Raw genomic sequence first — 16438 nt, forward strand, 5'->3', positions numbered from 1 at the left:
CAATTTGATAATGTTTGGAATCTTCTTATGATAAAAATATTAAACATGTTTTCCAACTTCAAAACCATGTTTTCCTAAAAATTGATTTCCACTTTCTATGGCATCGTCTTCAAGTGTAGTTCCCATAGAATCATTCCATCTATTTAAATATCCAAAGAGAGAAATTACACCTAGCATTTCTACGATTTCTCCTTCATTCCAATATTTATATAGTTCGGTTTTTATTGTTTCATCAACTGCGTTTGGAACCATAGACGCAGCTAAAGAAAAATCTAAAGCGGCACGTTCCCCATCTGAAAAAGCAGCATGAGTTTTGTATTCCCAGATATTATCTAATTGCTCTTGTTCAGCACCATAACGTTCAGCAGCTCTAATTGCGTGTGCTTGACAATATCTACAGCCGGTGGCATTACTAGAAACCCAAGCAATCATTCTTTTTAAAGCAGAAGTAACTCTGCCTTCGTTTGCCATTACAGCTTTATTTAAATTGATAAACGCTTTAGATATTAAGGGTCTGCGCTGCATTGTTAAAACAGAATTTGGGCAAAATCCCAGTGTTTCGTTGAAAAATTCTGCTAATTTTTTTGTCTCTAAATCATGCTCTGATGATAATGGAGTAACTAATGGCATAAATATTTATTTTTTGATTAAGGGTTTGACGTGTGTTCATTACATTTGCTTACACAAGAAACAAAAAATAATTAATATATGGCTGATAAAATTACTACACATTGGAAAAGAGATATGGTTTTTGAATCTGATAACCCAAGATGGGATTCTATAATGATGGATGCATCAAAAGATTTTGGAGGCACAGACTCTGGAATGGCGCCAAAAGCAATGATGTTATCTTCTTTAGCAGGTTGCTCTGGACTTGATGTTGTATCAGTTTTAAATAAGATGCGCGTAAAATTTGATGATTTTAAAATGGAAGTAGAAGGTGAGTTAACAGATGAACACCCAAAGTATTATCATAGGGTAACTGTTGATTACCATTTTTATGGAAAAAAATTGAATGAAAAGAAAATTAATAATGCCGTAGATTTATCAGTTGATAAATATTGTGGTGTGATGGAAATGTTTCGTCAGTTTGCTGAGGTAAAAACAAATATTCATTTACACGAAAAATAAATTCAACAAATTGCTATGCGTTGGAAACCAAAAGAAAAACCAAATCAAGAGATTGTTAATTCTTTAGCTAAAGAATTGGCAATTGATAAAACGTTGGCAAGTATTTTAGTACAGCGTAACATCGATACTTTTAAAAAAGCAAAACAATTCTTTAGACCTTCTTTAGATGATATTCATGATCCATTTTTAATGAAGGATATGAAAGTTGCTGTAAAGCGTATTGAAGCAGCAATTGCAAATAAAGAAAATATTTTAGTGTATGGCGATTATGATGTTGATGGAACAACTGCCGTTTCTTTAGTTTCTTCTTATTTAAAAACAATATCATCAACTATTGCGACCTATATCCCTGATCGATATGAGGAAGGCTATGGTATTTCTTATCAAGGAATTGATTTTGCTGAGGACAATAATTTTTCTTTAATTATTGCATTAGATTGTGGAATTAAAGCCATCGATAAAGTTACTTACGCTAAAGAAAAAAAGATTGATTTTATTATTTGCGATCATCATAAACCAGGAAAAGAAATTCCGAAAGCAGTTGCAATTTTAAATCCAAAACAAATCGATTGTACCTATCCATTTGATGAATTGTGTGGTTGTGGAGTTGGTTTTAAATTGATACAAGCTTTAGGTGTTTCTCGAAATGAAACTATTAAAGATTTTATTCCTTATTTAGATTTAGTGGCTACTGCAATTGCAGCAGATATTGTACCCATGGTTGGTGAAAATAGAACACTGGCTTTTTTAGGGTTACAAGTTATAAATCAGAATCCTAGAAATGGTTTTAAAGCCATCATCCATCAAATTAAAAAACCTGAATTAACAATTACAGATGTAGTTTTTATAATCGCTCCGCGGATAAATGCTGCGGGTAGAATGAAACATGGAAATTATGCGGTGGAATTGTTAACTGAAATGGATTTTGATACTGCCAAAGAATTTGCTTCAGCCATAGAAAAGTTTAATTCAGATAGAAAAGACTTGGATAAAAAAATAACCCAAGAAGCATTAATTCAAATTGAAGAAAATAACGAGAAAGAAAAATTTACGTCTGTTGTTTTTGATGAAAATTGGCACAAAGGTGTTATTGGAATTGTAGCGTCTCGTTTAATAGAAACGTATTACCGACCTACTTTAGTTTTTACAAAAAGTGGAGATAAATTAGCAGCTTCTGCAAGATCTGTTAAAGGTTTTGATGTTTATGATGCACTTGAACAATGTTCTGAATTTATTGAACAATTTGGCGGACACAAATACGCAGCTGGATTAACGTTATTGCCAGAAAATTATATCAATTTTAAAAATAAATTTGAAGAGGTTGTTTCAAAAACGATTGATAAAGAATTACTAACTCCAGAAATTGCTGTTGACGCAGAAATTGATTTATCAGAAATAACACCTAAGTTTTTTAGAATTATTCAACAAATGGCTCCTTTTGGACCACAAAATATGAAGCCTGTTTTTTCTACTTTTTCAGTAAGAGATAATGGTTTTGGAAAACAAGTAGGAGAAGATAAGTCTCACTTAAAATTAAACCTAATTCAAGGTTCGGATAAAAAAACCTACAATGCAATCGGTTTTGGTTTGGGTAAAAAAATGAATGTTGTAAATGAAAGATTTGATATCGCTTATAATCTAGATGATAATACGTGGAATGGAATTACATCTATTCAGCTTGTTCTAAAAGACATCAAATAAATTACTTTTTCTCTTTTATTAAGTACATATAAACAGGGTAATGATCGGAATATCCACCTGTATAATTTCCGTAAGAAAAACTTCTAAAAGGATATCCTTTAAATCGACCTTTATTATTGATTAAAAAGCGCTTGTTAAAAATCATTGCTTTAAACATTTTATAGGAAGAAAAATCTTTTTCCCCTTTATCTAATAATGGTGATGTTATTAAAATTTGGTCAAATAAATTAATTCGATCTCTGTAACCTAATGTATTATGCCCTCTTCGTAACATGTCTTCATAGGGGTTGTAAATATCTCCTTCTAAGACATTCTTTTTTTTACTTTTTGTTTTTAAAACCTTTTTTAAACTTGTATTTGTTGGGTCGTCATTAAAATCTCCAATGATTAAAATTTTGGGATTTTCTTCATCCTCTTTAATCTTCGCTATAATTTTGGTGTTTTGATAGGCTGCTTTTTCACGTTTATGTCTACTTTTTGATTCGCCTCCACGTCTAGAAGGCCAGTGATTTACGATAACATGAATTAATTCATCATCTAAATATCCAGAAACCAACAATTGATCTCTTGTATATACTTTTCTGTTATTTGAGTAGATATTTGGATTAAACGCTTTATGATTAATTGGGTTGAAATATTTTTTTTGATACAACAGCGCTACGTCAATTCCTCTTTTATCGGGAGAATCGTAATGTATAATTCCATAATCTAAATTTTTCAAATACTTAGAATTAGTTAGATCTTCTAAAACTGTTCTATTTTCTATTTCTGCTACCCCAATAATAGCGGGAGCAGTTTTAGTTTTATCCTTTCCAATTTGAGAAATCACATTACTTAACTTATCAATTTTGTCCCAATAGACTTTAGATTTATTGCCTTTCAATTGCATCATAGGGCTTGCTTCATCATTTTTAGAGACATCATTTATGGTATCAAATAAGTTTTCTAGATTATAAAAAGCAACCGTTCTAATTTTATAGTGTTTCTCTTTGCTTTGAGAACAAGAAGTTAGTGTAAGGCTTATTAAGAATAGTAGTGTAAGAATCTTCTTCATAGATCAAAAATAGACAATCAAAAGTAAAAGACGTACCTTAGTGATGAAATTATAAGATTGCTACATAAATAATTCAACGCTATGAAAAAGTTTATTTGTGCAATTATTTTGTGTTTTTGTGTGCATTTTAATCACTATGCTCAAAATATTGTAAAAGGTATTGTTATTGATAGTCAAACAGAAAACCCTTTAGTAGAGGTTTCTATTGAGATATCAACAATAAAAAAGAAGACTTCAGAAAATGGAGCTTTTTCCATTTCAAACTTACCAAACGGAAATTATATTCTCAATATTTTTCTTAGAGGATATGATAAAAATAGTTTTCCAATTGAATTAACTGGTCAAACCATAGATTTAGGAACTATTTTATTGTACAAAAATAGTACAGAAGAACTTGATTTAAGTACAATTACACTTACAGATGACGAATTAAATGACGATAGTGTTAATGCAGATAATATTACTGGATTATTGCAGTATTCTAAAGATGTTTTTTTGAGAACTGCTGCGTTTGAATGGAGTTCCTCTTTTTTTAGCATTAGAGGTTTAGATTCAGAAAACGGTAAAGTCTTGATTAATGGAATTGATATGAATAAAGCCTATAATGGGAGACCACAATGGAGTAATTGGGGTGGATTAAATGATGTTTTTAGAAATCAAGAATTCAATAATGGTTTTACACCTTCGGCCTATACTTTTGGAGGTGTTTTAGGGTCAACAAATATAACTGTAAGAGCCTCAGAACAAAATGCTGGAACCAGAATTTCTTATGCTTCATCTAACAGAAGTTATGTGCATAGAGTTATGGCTACTTATTCTTCAAGTTTATCAAGAAATGGTTGGGCATATACTTTTTCTGCTAGTAGAAGAGCAGGTAAAGAAGGTTTTGTAGACGGAACTATGTATAACGCGAATTCTTTTTTTGCTTCAGTAGAAAAAAAGTTGAACGACAAGCATAGTTTAAATTTTACTTCTATTACAGCATTTAATAGAAGAGGTAAATCTGCGCCAAATACCCAAGAAGTTTTCGATTTAAAAGGAATAAAATATAATTCTTATTGGGGATTACAAGATGGGAAAATTAGAAACTCACGAATAAAGGAAGTTTCTGAGCCTATTTTAATGCTAAATCATTATTGGACTTTAAATGATAAAACAGTTATAAATACAAATATCTCTTATCAATTTGGAAAAATTGGAAATACTAGAATAGATTATAATGGTGGCAGAAATCCAGACCCCGTGTATTATCAAAATTTACCAAGTTATTGGTTAGATAGAAATAATATTCAACAAGCATACGAGTCTGAAAAACGCTTTTTAAGCGATGGTCAATTAAATTGGAATGAATTATATAGTGCAAATATCAACAGTACTTCTAATGGAGGAAGTAATGCATTTGTTTTATATGAAGATAGAAATGATGATAAATTATTTACCATCAATACAATTTTAGATAAAGAGATTAATGATAATATTACTGTAAATGCAAAATTACAATACAGTAAATTAAGCTCGCATAATTTTGCAAATGTTATCGATTTATTAGGAGGTGATGGTTATTTAGATATTAATCGTTTTGCAAATATTGGAGAAGATGCTAGACAAAATAATTTATTAAACCCTAACAAACTTGCTGCTGTTGGCGATACCTTTAAATATAATTATAGTATAGAATCTACTTTAATTAATGCATTTGCTCAAGTACAATTTAAATACAATAAAATTGATTTTTATGTAGCTGGAGAAGTTTCTAAAGCTTCACATCTTAGAAATGGTCTATTTCAAAATGGGAGGTTTTCAACCAATTCTTTAGGAAAATCCCCAAAACAAGGTTTTATGAATTTTGGATTTAAAGCTGGAGCGACTTATAAAATTACAGGTCGTCATTTAGTTGATTTAAATGCAGGTTATATTAAGAAAGCACCAACTATTAGAACTATATTTTCTAATCCAAGAGAAAATAATGCAGTAATCAATGGTTTAGAAAGTGAAAAAATAATGTCTGTAGATGCTAGTTATATTTTTAGAAGTTCAATAATACAAGCAAAAGCTACAGGATATTTTACAAAAATTGTGGACGCTACAAATATTGGTTTCTTTTTTACACAAGGAGCTTTTACAGAAGCTTTTGTACAAGAAGTCACAACAGGAATAGATAAGTTGCATTTTGGAGCAGAAATAGGAATTGAAGCACAAGTAACTTCAGCAATAAAATTAAAAGGTGCAGCAAATATTGGACAATATACATATGATAGTAATCCAAATATTTATGTTACTTCCGAAGATTTTATTACAGATGTAAATCCATTAGGAATTAATGATTTAGGAAAATCATTTTTAAAAGATTATAAAATTGCTGCGGGGCCACAAAAAACATATTCTTTTGGGTTTGAATACCGAGACCCAAATTATTGGTGGTTTGGAGCTACCGCTAATTATTTAGATGATATTTATTTGAATGTGAGTCCAATTTCTAGAAGCGAAGCTTTTTACAAAGATGTGGATGGTTTACCATTTAATAATTATGATTCCGGTATAGCAAAAGAATTATTAGAACAAGAGCAGTTTGATGGTTATCTAACAATAAATATTATTGGAGGGAAATCATGGAAAGTTGGCAATCAAAAATATATTGGATTGTTTGCAAGTGTGGGTAATCTATTAAATCAACAATTTAAAACAGGTGGTTTTGAACAAAGTAGAAGATCTGATTATCAGCAATTAGTAGAAGAAAAAAATAGGTCAAAAAGATTATTTGGGCCAAAATATTGGTACGGAAGAGGAACTACTTACTTTTTGAATATTAATTATAGATTTTAAAAAAAACGCGACTATGAAAACAATTATTAACCGAATCATTTTATTAGTACTTGTCACTAGTATTTCTTTTGTTTCTTGTGTGGAAGATGGAACTTTTACAGTTCCAGAATCATTAAATAATGAAGAAAATATAGAATTAACATCATTATTAGATAAAATTAAAAATGACAATACCTATACGCTTAGAACGATTTCAGAAATCAAACAAGATTTTTTTACATCCAGAGAAGCAAAACAAGTCACAGGTAATTTTGTGGTAAAAGGATATGTGTCTTCTTCCGATGAAACTGGTAACTTTTTTAGAGAGTTTTATTTACAAGATAAAGCAGAAAATCCTACTTCGGGAATTAAAGTGATTCTAAACAAAGTAAACTCTTATACTCAGTTTAATGTTGGGAGGGAAGTGTATATTTATTTAAAGGATTTATATATTGGTGAAACACGTGTTGGTGATAATGATGTAACAATAGGCGGATTTGTAGAGAGTGGAGGAACAGAATTAGAAGCGGTTTCTGAAAACCAAATAAAAAATCACGTATTACGATCTACAATTACAGAAACTATTGTTCCGTTACCGACTAAAATTTCTCAAATTAATGAAGGGTTATTGGGTCTTTTAGTGATTATAAATGATGCCTATTTTGATGAAGGTGTTGTTGGTAAACCGTATTTTGATCCCACTAGAGATTTTGATACAGAACGATTATTAAAGAGTTGTGATGGTTTTGATATTTCAGAGTTTTCCCTTGAAACGAGTTCTTTTTCTAATTTTGGATCATCGGTTATTCCGTCAGGAGGAGGTAGTATTACAGCAATTATAACTAAAGATTACGACAGAAATTTACGTTTAGCTTTAAATTCTGTTGACGATGTAAAAATGGGAGAATCAATTTGTGAACCGATAGACATTAACGATTTTAAAATTATTTTCGAAGAAGACTTTGATACTGGAGTTGATAATACAACGTTAGATTTCCCTAATTGGACAAATTTTGCAGAAAAAGGAAACGAATTATGGACAGAACAAGTTTTTAGTAGTAATGGATATGCAGAATATAGCGGATATAGAACTGGAGATAAAGTAAATATTAGTTGGCTAATTTCTCCTAACGTACATATGGACACACAAACTGATGAAATTCTACATTTTAAAACTGCACAACATCATATAGATTCAGATGAAAATACTTTAGAAATTTTTGTTTCCACAGATTTTGATAGCACCAATGTTTTAACAGCTACTTGGGAACCAGTTACTGCGAGTCTTGCAAAAAGATCTGATACTTGGTATACGTTTAAAGGTTCTGGTTTAATTGATATTTCTTCTTATTCAGGTACTTTAAATGTTGCTTTTAAAGTAACAGGTTCTGGAACAAATACAACCTTAGATGGTGCTTATCTTGTAGATGATTTTAAAATCTTAGCAAAAAAATAGACTATTCTGGTAAACAAAAAGAAGCCTTATCTAATTGACAAGGCTTCTGTAGTTTATAATAATTTCAGCTACACACTTTTTACGTTTTAACGTAAGAGTAAGATACAGAAAAAGGCGATGCCTTTATTTTGCTTCTGCGTAACGTCTTTCAACTTCGTTCCAGTTAATAACATTAAAAAATGCATTAATATAGTCTGGTCTTCTGTTTTGGTAGTTTAGATAGTACGCGTGTTCCCAAACATCTAAACCTAAAATAGGCGTTCCTCCACAAGTAACACCTGGCATTAATGGGTTGTCTTGATTTGGCGTTGAACAAACTTCTACTTTACCTCCTGGTAAGACACATAACCAAGCCCATCCAGAACCAAATTGTGTAGCTGCAGCTTTAGAAAAAGCAGCAATAAAATCATCTTTAGAACCAAAAGCAGCTTCAATAGCATCTTTTAATTCTCCAGATAAATAACCTCTATCTTCTGGGTTCAATACTGTCCAGAATAATGAGTGATTAAAAAATCCACCACCATTATTTCTAACCGCACCGTTACTCATATCTAAATTAGCAAGAATATCTTCTATAGATTTTCCTTCTAAATCAGTTCCAGCAATAACTGCATTTAATTTTGTAGTATATCCGTTGTGATGTTTGCTATGGTGTATTTCCATAGTTCTAGCATCTATATTTGGTTCTAACGCATCATATGCGTATCCTAATTCTGGTAATTCAAAAGCCATATTTATAATTTTTGTGTGATTAAAATTCAATTTTTACGAGTGTAAATTTAAAGCAAAAAAAAACGACAAACAACCGTTTGCCGAATTCTAAACTTATTTTACTATAAAAATAACTTATTATATGTGTGTTTAAGAAAATTCACTCATAAAATATTCTGCTTTTTCAACCATGTTTTTGCTTCCGCAGATAAAAGGAACACGTTGGTGTAATTCTTTAGGTTTTATATCCATAATTCTCATAAAACCATCAGAAGCCTTTCCGTTTGCTTGTTCAGCTATAAAAGCCATAGGATTACATTCGTATAATAAACGTAGTTTTCCTTCTGTACTTTTAGAACTTTTAGGGTATAAATAAATTCCTCCTTTTATCATATTTCTATGAAAATCTGAAACCAAAGAACCAATATATCTACTTGTGTAAGGTCTTTCTCCTTCTTCTTCCTGACAATATTTAATGTACTTTTTTACTCCGGAAGGGAAATGAATATAATTTCCTTCGTTTACAGAATAGATTTTACCATCTTCTGGAAATTCCATATTTGGATGCGATAAGTAAAATGTACCAATTGCTGGATTTAACGTAAATCCATTAACTCCATGTCCAGTTGTATAAACTAACATTGTTGAGGTTCCGTAAACAATATATCCAGCTGCAACTTGTTGATTTCCTTCTTGTAAAAAATCTTCTAATTGTACAGGTGTTCCAACAGGAGTAACACGTCTGTAAATAGAAAAAATTGTACCTACAGAAACATTAACATCAATATTTGAAGAGCCGTCTAAAGGATCTATTAAAACAACATATTTATTCTGATGATTTTCATCTTGACTATTAATTGAGATAAAATCATCTTCTTCTTCACTGGCAATTCCACAGACTATATTTCTGTTAATTAGTGTTTGGATAAACTTATCATTAGCATACACATCCAGTTTTTGTTGATCTTCTCCTTGTATATTTGTATCACCTGCATTACCAATAATATCAACTAAGCCTGCTTTATTTACTTCATAATTAACAACTTTTGCAGCTAAACGTATCGAGTTAATTAACCTTGAAAGTTCGCCTGAAGTATATTTAAAAGAAGTTTGATTTTCAATAATAAACTCACCAAGAGTTTTGTGTTGCTTTGCCATGAAGTTAATTTTTTACTGGTGCAAAAATGATGACTTTTTTAGTAAACTACAACGATTAAGTTTGTTATTATTTAAAAATTTTCAACAAAATAATCAGAAGCGTTATAAAACTTTAAATATTTTACGTTGATATCTATTCAACTATCTTTGACCAAAATTTTAGAATATGAGTTTTATCATTAGAACAGGAGAAAAAAAAGACATGCAATCGGTGTTGAATTTAATTTCAGAATTAGCAGTTTTTGAGAAACTAGGAGGGCAGGTAGATATTACAATTGATGATTTACTTCATGATGGTTTTTCTGATACACCAAAGTTTAAAACATTTGTTGCAGAAGAAGATGGTAAAATTATTGGAATGGCACTTTTTTACGAACGTTATTCTACTTGGAAAGGGAAAACTATTCATTTAGAAGATTTGTTAGTAACCAAAGAAAAAAGAGGTATTGGGGCAGGAAAATCATTGTATACTTCCGTTTTAAAATATGCTTTTGATAACAACTATAAACGTGTTGCTTGGGAGGTGTTAGATTGGAATAAAAATGCCATTGATTTTTATGAAAGCACTGGCGCAAAAATTTTAGATGGTTGGCAAGTTGTGCAAATGAATCAAGAGAATTTAAAAAACTTTATAGAAAAAAATTAGTGATGAGAATTTTTAAGTTTGGAGGCGCTTCTGTAAAAGATGCAGCAAGTGTAAAAAATGTAGCGAATGTAATTCAGCAAGAAGGAACAAAAAATACGTTAGTTGTTATTTCTGCCATGGGAAAAATGACGAATGCTTTTGAAGAGGTAATAGAAGCATATTATCATAAAAAAGAAGTTTTAAGTGAAAAGTTGACTTTTATAGAAGAGTATCATAAAAATATTATGAATTCACTTTTCGAAAAAGAAGATGCAGTTTATCAAGAGATTGATATTCTTTTTGGTGAATTAGGATGGTTTTTAGCAAGAAATACTTCGCAACGATTTAATTATGTGTACGATCAAATTATCTGTTTTGGTGAGTTACTTTCAACTAAAATTGTAAGTGCATATTTATCTAAAATGGGTTTAGAAAACAATTGGTTAGATGTAAGAAATTATATTAAAACCGATAGTAGTTATAGAGATGCTAAAGTTAATTGGGAACTTACTCAAGGTATTATTACTAAAAAAGTTGATAAGAATAAACTGAATATAACACAAGGTTTTTTAGCAGGTAACGATACAGAGAACACCACAACATTAGGTAGAGAAGGATCTGATTATACGGCAGGAATTTTTGCCTACTGTTTAGATGCAGAAAGTGTTACAATTTGGAAAGATGTAGAAGGAGTTTTAAATGCTGACCCAAGAGTTTTTTCTGATACAACGTTGTTAGAGCAGATTTCTTACGAAGAAGCCATTGAAATGGCTTTTTACGGAGCTTCTGTTATTCATCCGAAAACAATTCAACCACTACAAAACAAAGAAATTCCGTTATTAGTTCGTTCTTTTGAAGATATTTCTAAAGCAGGAACAAAAGTTTCTAGAGGAGTACAATTAAAGCCTTTTATACCCTGTTTTATTGTTAAAAAAGACCAAGTGTTAGTTTCAATTTCTGCCAATGATTTTTCGTTTATGGTAGAAAATAATATTAGTTATATTTTTCAGAAGTTACATGAATATCAGTTAAAAGTAAACTTAATTCAGAATTCAGCAATTAGTTTTTCTGTATGTGTGGATAATAAGTTCAATAAATTTGATGCTTTTTATAACGAGTTAAAATCACAATTTAAAATTGATTTTCAAAAAGGTGTAAACTTATATACAGTAAGACATTTTACTGATGAAACGTTAGAATCTATCCATAAAAAAGGAACTTCATTACTTACTCAAATTAATAAAGAAACTGCCCAATTAGTTATTAAAGAAAAATAGCATTCTCTTTTTTTATATATTTGCTGTTATGCCAAATTTATTTGAATGGGATTAGTTACTTCTAAGGAAATTGCAAAAGTTATAGGAGTCGATAAATTAGGAGCTGTTGGAACTTTTATTGGTTGGTTACTAATGAAGGTTACAAGAATATCAGCTGTTAATAAATTGTATGATGCTAATAGTCATAAAAAAGATGTAGATTTTTTTAATGGACTTTTAAATACTGCTGAAATTGATTTTGAGATTCCGGAAGAAGATTTAAAAAGGATTCCTAAAGATGGCGCGTTTATTACTATTTCTAATCATCCCTTAGGAGGTATAGATGGAATTCTATTGTTAAAACTGTTAGTTGAAAAAAGAGCAGATTATAAAATAATTGCTAATTTCTTATTACACAGAGCGGTGCCTTTAAAACCCTATGTAATGCCTGTAAATCCTTTTGAAGATCATAAGGATGCAAAATCTAGTCTTGCTGGTGTAAAAGAAGCTTTAATGCATATTAGATCTGGGAAACCATTGGGTATTTTTCCTGCAGGAGAAGTTTCTACCTATCAAGATGGAAAGTTAAAAGTTGATAAACCTTGGGAAGAAGGAGCTGTAAAGTTAATTAAGAAAGCAAAAGTACCGGTAATTCCAATTTACTTTCATGCTAAGAATAGTCGTTTTTTTTACTTCTTATCTAGAATTAGTGATACGTTTAGAACTGCAAAATTGCCTTCTGAATTGATGTCGCAAAAAAATAGACCTATTAAAGTTAGAATAGGGAAAGCTATTTCTGTTAAAGATCAAGAGGAGTATAAAGACATTCCATCATTCTATGAATTTATAAGAAAGAAAACATATATGTTGGCGAATCCTTACCAAAAAGGACCAGCAAAAATTTTAAATACTCAGAATTTAAAAATACCCAAAAAGGCAAAAAAAATAGTTTCTCAAAAAAATCCAGAATTATTTTTAAAAGAGATTGATGCCTTAAGAAAAGGTAATGGTAGATTGTTAGAGAGTAAAAATTATGAAGTGTTTTTTGCCAATGCAAAGGAGATTCCGAATTTATTACATGAAATAGGTAGACTAAGAGAAATTACTTTTAGAGATGTAGGTGAAGGAACTAATAATACGATTGATTTAGATAAATATGATAAATATTATTATCATATGTTTTTATGGGATAGCAAAGCAAAATGCTTAACAGGTGCCTATAGAATGGGTCTTGGAAAAGAGATATATAAAAAGTATGGTATCAATGGATTTTATATTCAGACGTTGTTTAGAATTGAGCCAGAGTTGTATCAAATGATGGAAAACACCATTGAAATGGGACGTGCTTTTATCATTAAAGATTATCAGCAAAAACCAATGCCTTTGTTTTTATTGTGGAAAGGGATTGTACATGTTACTTTGCGTTATCCAGAACATAAATATTTAATGGGTGGAGTAAGTATTAGTAATCAATTTTCAGAATTCTCTAAATCTTTAATGATTGAGTTTATGAAGTCTCATTATTACGATCCTTATGTTGCGCAATATATTTACCCGAAGAAAGAGTATAAAGTTAAATTAAAAGACGGTGATAAAGATTTTGTTTTTGATGCTTCAAAAGCAGATATGCAAAAGTTTGATAAAATTATTGATGAGATAGAACCAGGAGCATTACGTATTCCAGTTTTGATTAAAAAATATGTGAAGCAAAACGCACGTTTAGTTGCTTTTAACGTAGATCCCAAATTTAATAATGCAGTTGATGGATTAATGTATATTAAAGTTGCTGATATTCCCGAAAGTACCGTTAAACCTGTAATGGAGGAGTTTCAAGCAGAACTAGAACGTAAAGCTGCTGAGCTTCAGAATAAATAATATTATCGTATCTTGGAGGAACTAATTAAATATATTCCTCATGAAAAAACTACTACTATTACTACTATTATTGTTAATTTTTCAAGTCAATCTTTTTTCTCAAATAGATTACAGGCAAAAATCAACAAGTTCCGATGCAAATTATTTTGAAATTGTAAAAAATACAAGATCGTATTTTAAAAGCAGCAATAATAAAAGGGTAAAAAAATCAAGAAAATTTAAAAAACAAAAGAAACATTTTGAGCGTTGGGCTTACTATTGGAAAGATAGGGTTGCTAAAGATGGTTCTTTTCCTTCTGAAACTTTAGGATACTATAATGCAGGTATACTAGATGCAGCAGGAAAAATTGTTAATCAAAAAAAATCTAGAAGACAGAAATTAAGCGCAGAAACTTGGGTTAATATTGGTCCACAAAAAATTCCAGAAGCTAATGGATATCCTAATTTTCCACAGTTGGGGAGATTAAATACGTTTTTAAGAATCAAACATCCTTCAGATAGAGCACAAGATGTGTTATTTGTTGGAGCTCCTTCAGGTGGAATCTGGAAATCTACAAATAATGGAACAACTTGGAGCCCTAAACTAGATGTTGTTGCGGGTATTGGTGTTACTGATATTAAAACAGCATCAACAACAACTTTTGCTAATTATACCATAAAACCAATTTATGTTTCTACAGGAGATTATGATGCTGGTCAAATAAAATCAATAGGGGTCTTAAAATCTACTGATGGTGGAGAAACTTTTACTTCTACTGGTTTAAGTCATACTTTATCAGAAAGAAAAAGATTAGGCGAAATGGTGGTATTTGATGATAATACTGTTTTGGTTGGAGAAAATCAATACATTAAAAAAACGGTTGATGGTGGTGCAAATTGGACTAATTTGTATGACTCTGGTACGAATGCTAGTTTTGGTAGAGTAGCATTTTCTGGAACAAATATTATGTATTCTGGAGCTTTTGATGTCTTTTTCTCTTCGGATTCTGGAGTAAATTGGACAATTCCAATTGTAAGTAATGACTCTAATAAACATGCCGTTACTGTAGGTTCTGATGGAGATTTCTATGTTCAAAATTTAACAGGTCAGATAAAAAAATATAATATTGGTGCAGGTACTTTTTCTAACGTTGGTACTGTAAGTGCTGAATATGATCCTCAAGGAGGCTTCAATCAAGCTTTACTAGTTAGAAACGGGTTAATTGTTTCGGCTGATGTAAATGGTAGAACTTCTTCAGATAATGGAGTTACCTGGTATCGATCTTTAAATGGGTATTTTCAAAACGATGATGGTTTACCTGTAGAAGATCATGGAGTATTTGTTCATTCAGATCATCATGGATTAGGGATGTTAGATGGTCAATACGAATTTTGGAATGTAAATGATGGAGGGTTAAATTTTGTTACTTACAGTTCTGCAAATGATGAAACACCTACAAATGAATATAAATCTAATGGAGTAATTAATTCTCAATTATATGATGTGGCTATAACACCTAATGCTTCTACTGGGAATTATATTATGGCTTTACAAGATAATGATGGGTTTAGTAGAGAGATGCATAATGGTTCTATGCAATGGATTGCCGCTGCTGCTGGTGATGGAGTTTGTGCAGTTATCAATTATAATAATCCTTCAATAAGGTATTTAGGAAGTCAAAAAGGTGGTTTAACAAAAGTTGGTAATGGGTTTTCTGGTAATGTTTTTGGAAATGGTGATGCACAAATTAATGGTGCGGATTTTGTTTGGCCGTTAGAAATTCATACAACAGACCCAACAATTTTATATGCTGGTGGAGATGATGTATATAAAATTACAGACCCAAATGCTGGTGCAAATTTAGCAACTAGTGTTGCATCTGCTACAAATTTAAATTCTGGTGCAGGAGGAATGATTCAAAAAATAACAACGCATGGAAGTGGTATTGCAGCTATTGGAGATTCTGCAAAACTTTCAGTGAATTCTGGAACATCATGGACAACAATTGCAAATCCAGCAGGAGTAACAATTAACTCTGTCGATTTTAATCAATCAACAATGAATATAATATATTGTACTGTATCTGGATATACTGATGGTAGTAAAATTTTTAAATCTACAGATAGCGGTGCAACGTGGACAAATATCTCAACAGGATTGCCAAATGTTTTAATGAAAGAAGTTGTTTTGAAACAAAACCAAGGAACAGAAATACTATTTGCAGGAACTGAATTAGGAGTTTATTTTAAAAATGGTGATAAGGATTGGTCAATACTGGGTCAAACATTGCCAAATGTTATTGTAAATGATATTGATATTAATTATACAGAAGATAAATTAGTTGCTGCTACGTTTGGACGTGGTTTATGGCATATTAATATTGCAAATAGCACTTTAGGTATAGAAGATAAAGAAGTACTTAATTCAAAGCTTAATATTTTTCCAAATCCAGTTATCAAAGGTAAATTTAAATTTAAAGTGAATGATAAATATTCTAATTTTAAATATAAAATATTCAATGTTTTAGGAGGTGTTGTGTTAGAAGGAGAAAGTAATTCTAGTAAAGGAGAGGTAAATGTGCGTAATTTAAATAACGGAATATATATGTTTAAAACGTATATAGAAGGAGTGAATTCGCCGTCAGTTAAGATAATTGTTTCAAATAAATAAATTTATGTTTTTAAAAAAG

General features: G+C 30.6%; 12 protein-coding genes. 8 read left to right on the forward strand and 4 right to left on the reverse strand.

Annotation, left to right across the window (positions count from 1 at the left end; translation table 11 throughout):
* Nucleotides 1-39 precede the first annotated feature (39 nt).
* Entirely contained in the window at nt 40-630 is a 591-nt protein-coding gene (locus OD91_RS09815; protein ID WP_144896210.1) for a carboxymuconolactone decarboxylase family protein, read from the reverse strand.
* A 78-nt stretch (nt 631-708) separates the two neighbouring features.
* Here OD91_RS09815 and OD91_RS09820 point away from each other — a divergent pair, with 78 nt between their 5' ends.
* Together OD91_RS09820 and recJ are read left to right on the forward strand one after the other, a co-directional pair.
* Nucleotides 709-1131, forward strand: a complete 423-nt coding sequence (locus OD91_RS09820; RefSeq protein WP_144896211.1) for an OsmC family protein — start codon at nt 709-711, stop codon at nt 1129-1131.
* Nucleotides 1132-1146: 15 nt separating this feature from the next.
* The gene (gene recJ, locus OD91_RS09825) at nt 1147-2832 is read left to right on the forward strand and encodes a single-stranded-DNA-specific exonuclease RecJ (protein WP_144896212.1); all 1686 of its coding nucleotides are present in this window, start codon (nt 1147-1149) and stop codon (nt 2830-2832) included.
* A gap of 1 nt (nt 2833) precedes the next feature.
* On the opposite strand, the gene OD91_RS09830 is transcribed toward recJ, so the two are convergent.
* Nucleotides 2834-3886, reverse strand: coding sequence for an endonuclease/exonuclease/phosphatase family protein (locus OD91_RS09830; protein ID WP_144896213.1), 1053 nt, complete (start codon nt 3884-3886; stop codon nt 2834-2836).
* Between the two features lie 81 nt (nt 3887-3967).
* Here OD91_RS09830 and OD91_RS09835 point away from each other — a divergent pair, with 81 nt between their 5' ends.
* The gene (locus OD91_RS09835) at nt 3968-6709 is read left to right on the forward strand and encodes a TonB-dependent receptor (protein ID WP_144896214.1); all 2742 of its coding nucleotides are present in this window, start codon (nt 3968-3970) and stop codon (nt 6707-6709) included.
* A 13-nt stretch (nt 6710-6722) separates the two neighbouring features.
* Nucleotides 6723-8144, forward strand: coding sequence for a DUF5689 domain-containing protein (locus OD91_RS09840; protein ID WP_144896215.1), 1422 nt, complete (start codon nt 6723-6725; stop codon nt 8142-8144).
* A gap of 123 nt (nt 8145-8267) precedes the next feature.
* Here the strand turns inward: OD91_RS09840 and OD91_RS09845 are convergent, their stop codons facing one another.
* Both OD91_RS09845 and fbp read right to left on the reverse strand, forming a co-directional pair.
* Nucleotides 8268-8876, reverse strand: coding sequence for a superoxide dismutase (locus OD91_RS09845; protein ID WP_144896216.1), 609 nt, complete (start codon nt 8874-8876; stop codon nt 8268-8270).
* 129 nt (nt 8877-9005) lie between these two features.
* A complete protein-coding gene (gene fbp, locus OD91_RS09850) occupies nt 9006-10013 on the reverse strand; it encodes a class 1 fructose-bisphosphatase (protein WP_144896217.1) in 1008 nt (335 codons plus the stop codon).
* Nucleotides 10014-10179: 166 nt separating this feature from the next.
* On the opposite strand from fbp, the gene OD91_RS09855 reads away from it, so the two are divergent.
* From OD91_RS09855 to OD91_RS09870, 4 genes are read left to right on the forward strand one after another with little or no spacing between them, the layout of a single operon-like run.
* A complete protein-coding gene (locus tag OD91_RS09855; RefSeq protein ID WP_144896218.1) occupies nt 10180-10659 on the forward strand; it encodes a GNAT family N-acetyltransferase in 480 nt (159 codons plus the stop codon).
* A 2-nt stretch (nt 10660-10661) separates the two neighbouring features.
* Complete coding sequence (locus tag OD91_RS09860; protein ID WP_186434434.1) at nt 10662-11915, forward strand: aspartate kinase; 1254 nt, start codon at nt 10662-10664, stop codon at nt 11913-11915.
* Nucleotides 11916-11960: 45 nt separating this feature from the next.
* Nucleotides 11961-13769, forward strand: coding sequence for a lysophospholipid acyltransferase family protein (locus OD91_RS09865; protein WP_144896220.1), 1809 nt, complete (start codon nt 11961-11963; stop codon nt 13767-13769).
* 40 nt (nt 13770-13809) lie between these two features.
* Nucleotides 13810-16419, forward strand: a complete 2610-nt coding sequence (locus OD91_RS09870; RefSeq protein ID WP_144896221.1) for a T9SS type A sorting domain-containing protein — start codon at nt 13810-13812, stop codon at nt 16417-16419.
* The last annotated feature ends 19 nt before the right edge of the window (nt 16420-16438 follow it).

Origin of the sequence: Lutibacter sp. Hel_I_33_5 (assembly GCF_007827455.1) — a bacterium.
Classification (GTDB): Bacteria; Bacteroidota; Bacteroidia; order Flavobacteriales; family Flavobacteriaceae; genus Polaribacter.

Bases quoted from the DNA above. Each gene is read 5' to 3' on its own strand.
- OD91_RS09815 (WP_144896210.1), bottom strand. From the start codon at position 630: ATGCCATTAGTTACTCCATTATCATCAGAGCATGATTTAGAGACAAAA.
- OD91_RS09845 (WP_144896216.1), bottom strand. From the start codon at position 8,876: ATGGCTTTTGAATTACCAGAATTAGGATACGCATATGATGCGTTAGAA.
- fbp (WP_144896217.1), bottom strand. From the start codon at position 10,013: ATGGCAAAGCAACACAAAACTCTTGGTGAGTTTATTATTGAAAATCAA.
- OD91_RS09840 (WP_144896215.1), top strand. From the start codon at position 6,723: ATGAAAACAATTATTAACCGAATCATTTTATTAGTACTTGTCACTAGT.
- OD91_RS09870 (WP_144896221.1), top strand. From the start codon at position 13,810: ATGAAAAAACTACTACTATTACTACTATTATTGTTAATTTTTCAAGTC.
- OD91_RS09830 (WP_144896213.1), bottom strand. From the start codon at position 3,886: ATGAAGAAGATTCTTACACTACTATTCTTAATAAGCCTTACACTAACT.
- OD91_RS09835 (WP_144896214.1), top strand. From the start codon at position 3,968: ATGAAAAAGTTTATTTGTGCAATTATTTTGTGTTTTTGTGTGCATTTT.
- OD91_RS09860 (WP_186434434.1), top strand. From the start codon at position 10,662: ATGAGAATTTTTAAGTTTGGAGGCGCTTCTGTAAAAGATGCAGCAAGT.
- OD91_RS09865 (WP_144896220.1), top strand. From the start codon at position 11,961: ATGGGATTAGTTACTTCTAAGGAAATTGCAAAAGTTATAGGAGTCGAT.
- OD91_RS09855 (WP_144896218.1), top strand. From the start codon at position 10,180: ATGAGTTTTATCATTAGAACAGGAGAAAAAAAAGACATGCAATCGGTG.
- recJ (WP_144896212.1), top strand. From the start codon at position 1,147: ATGCGTTGGAAACCAAAAGAAAAACCAAATCAAGAGATTGTTAATTCT.
- OD91_RS09820 (WP_144896211.1), top strand. From the start codon at position 709: ATGGCTGATAAAATTACTACACATTGGAAAAGAGATATGGTTTTTGAA.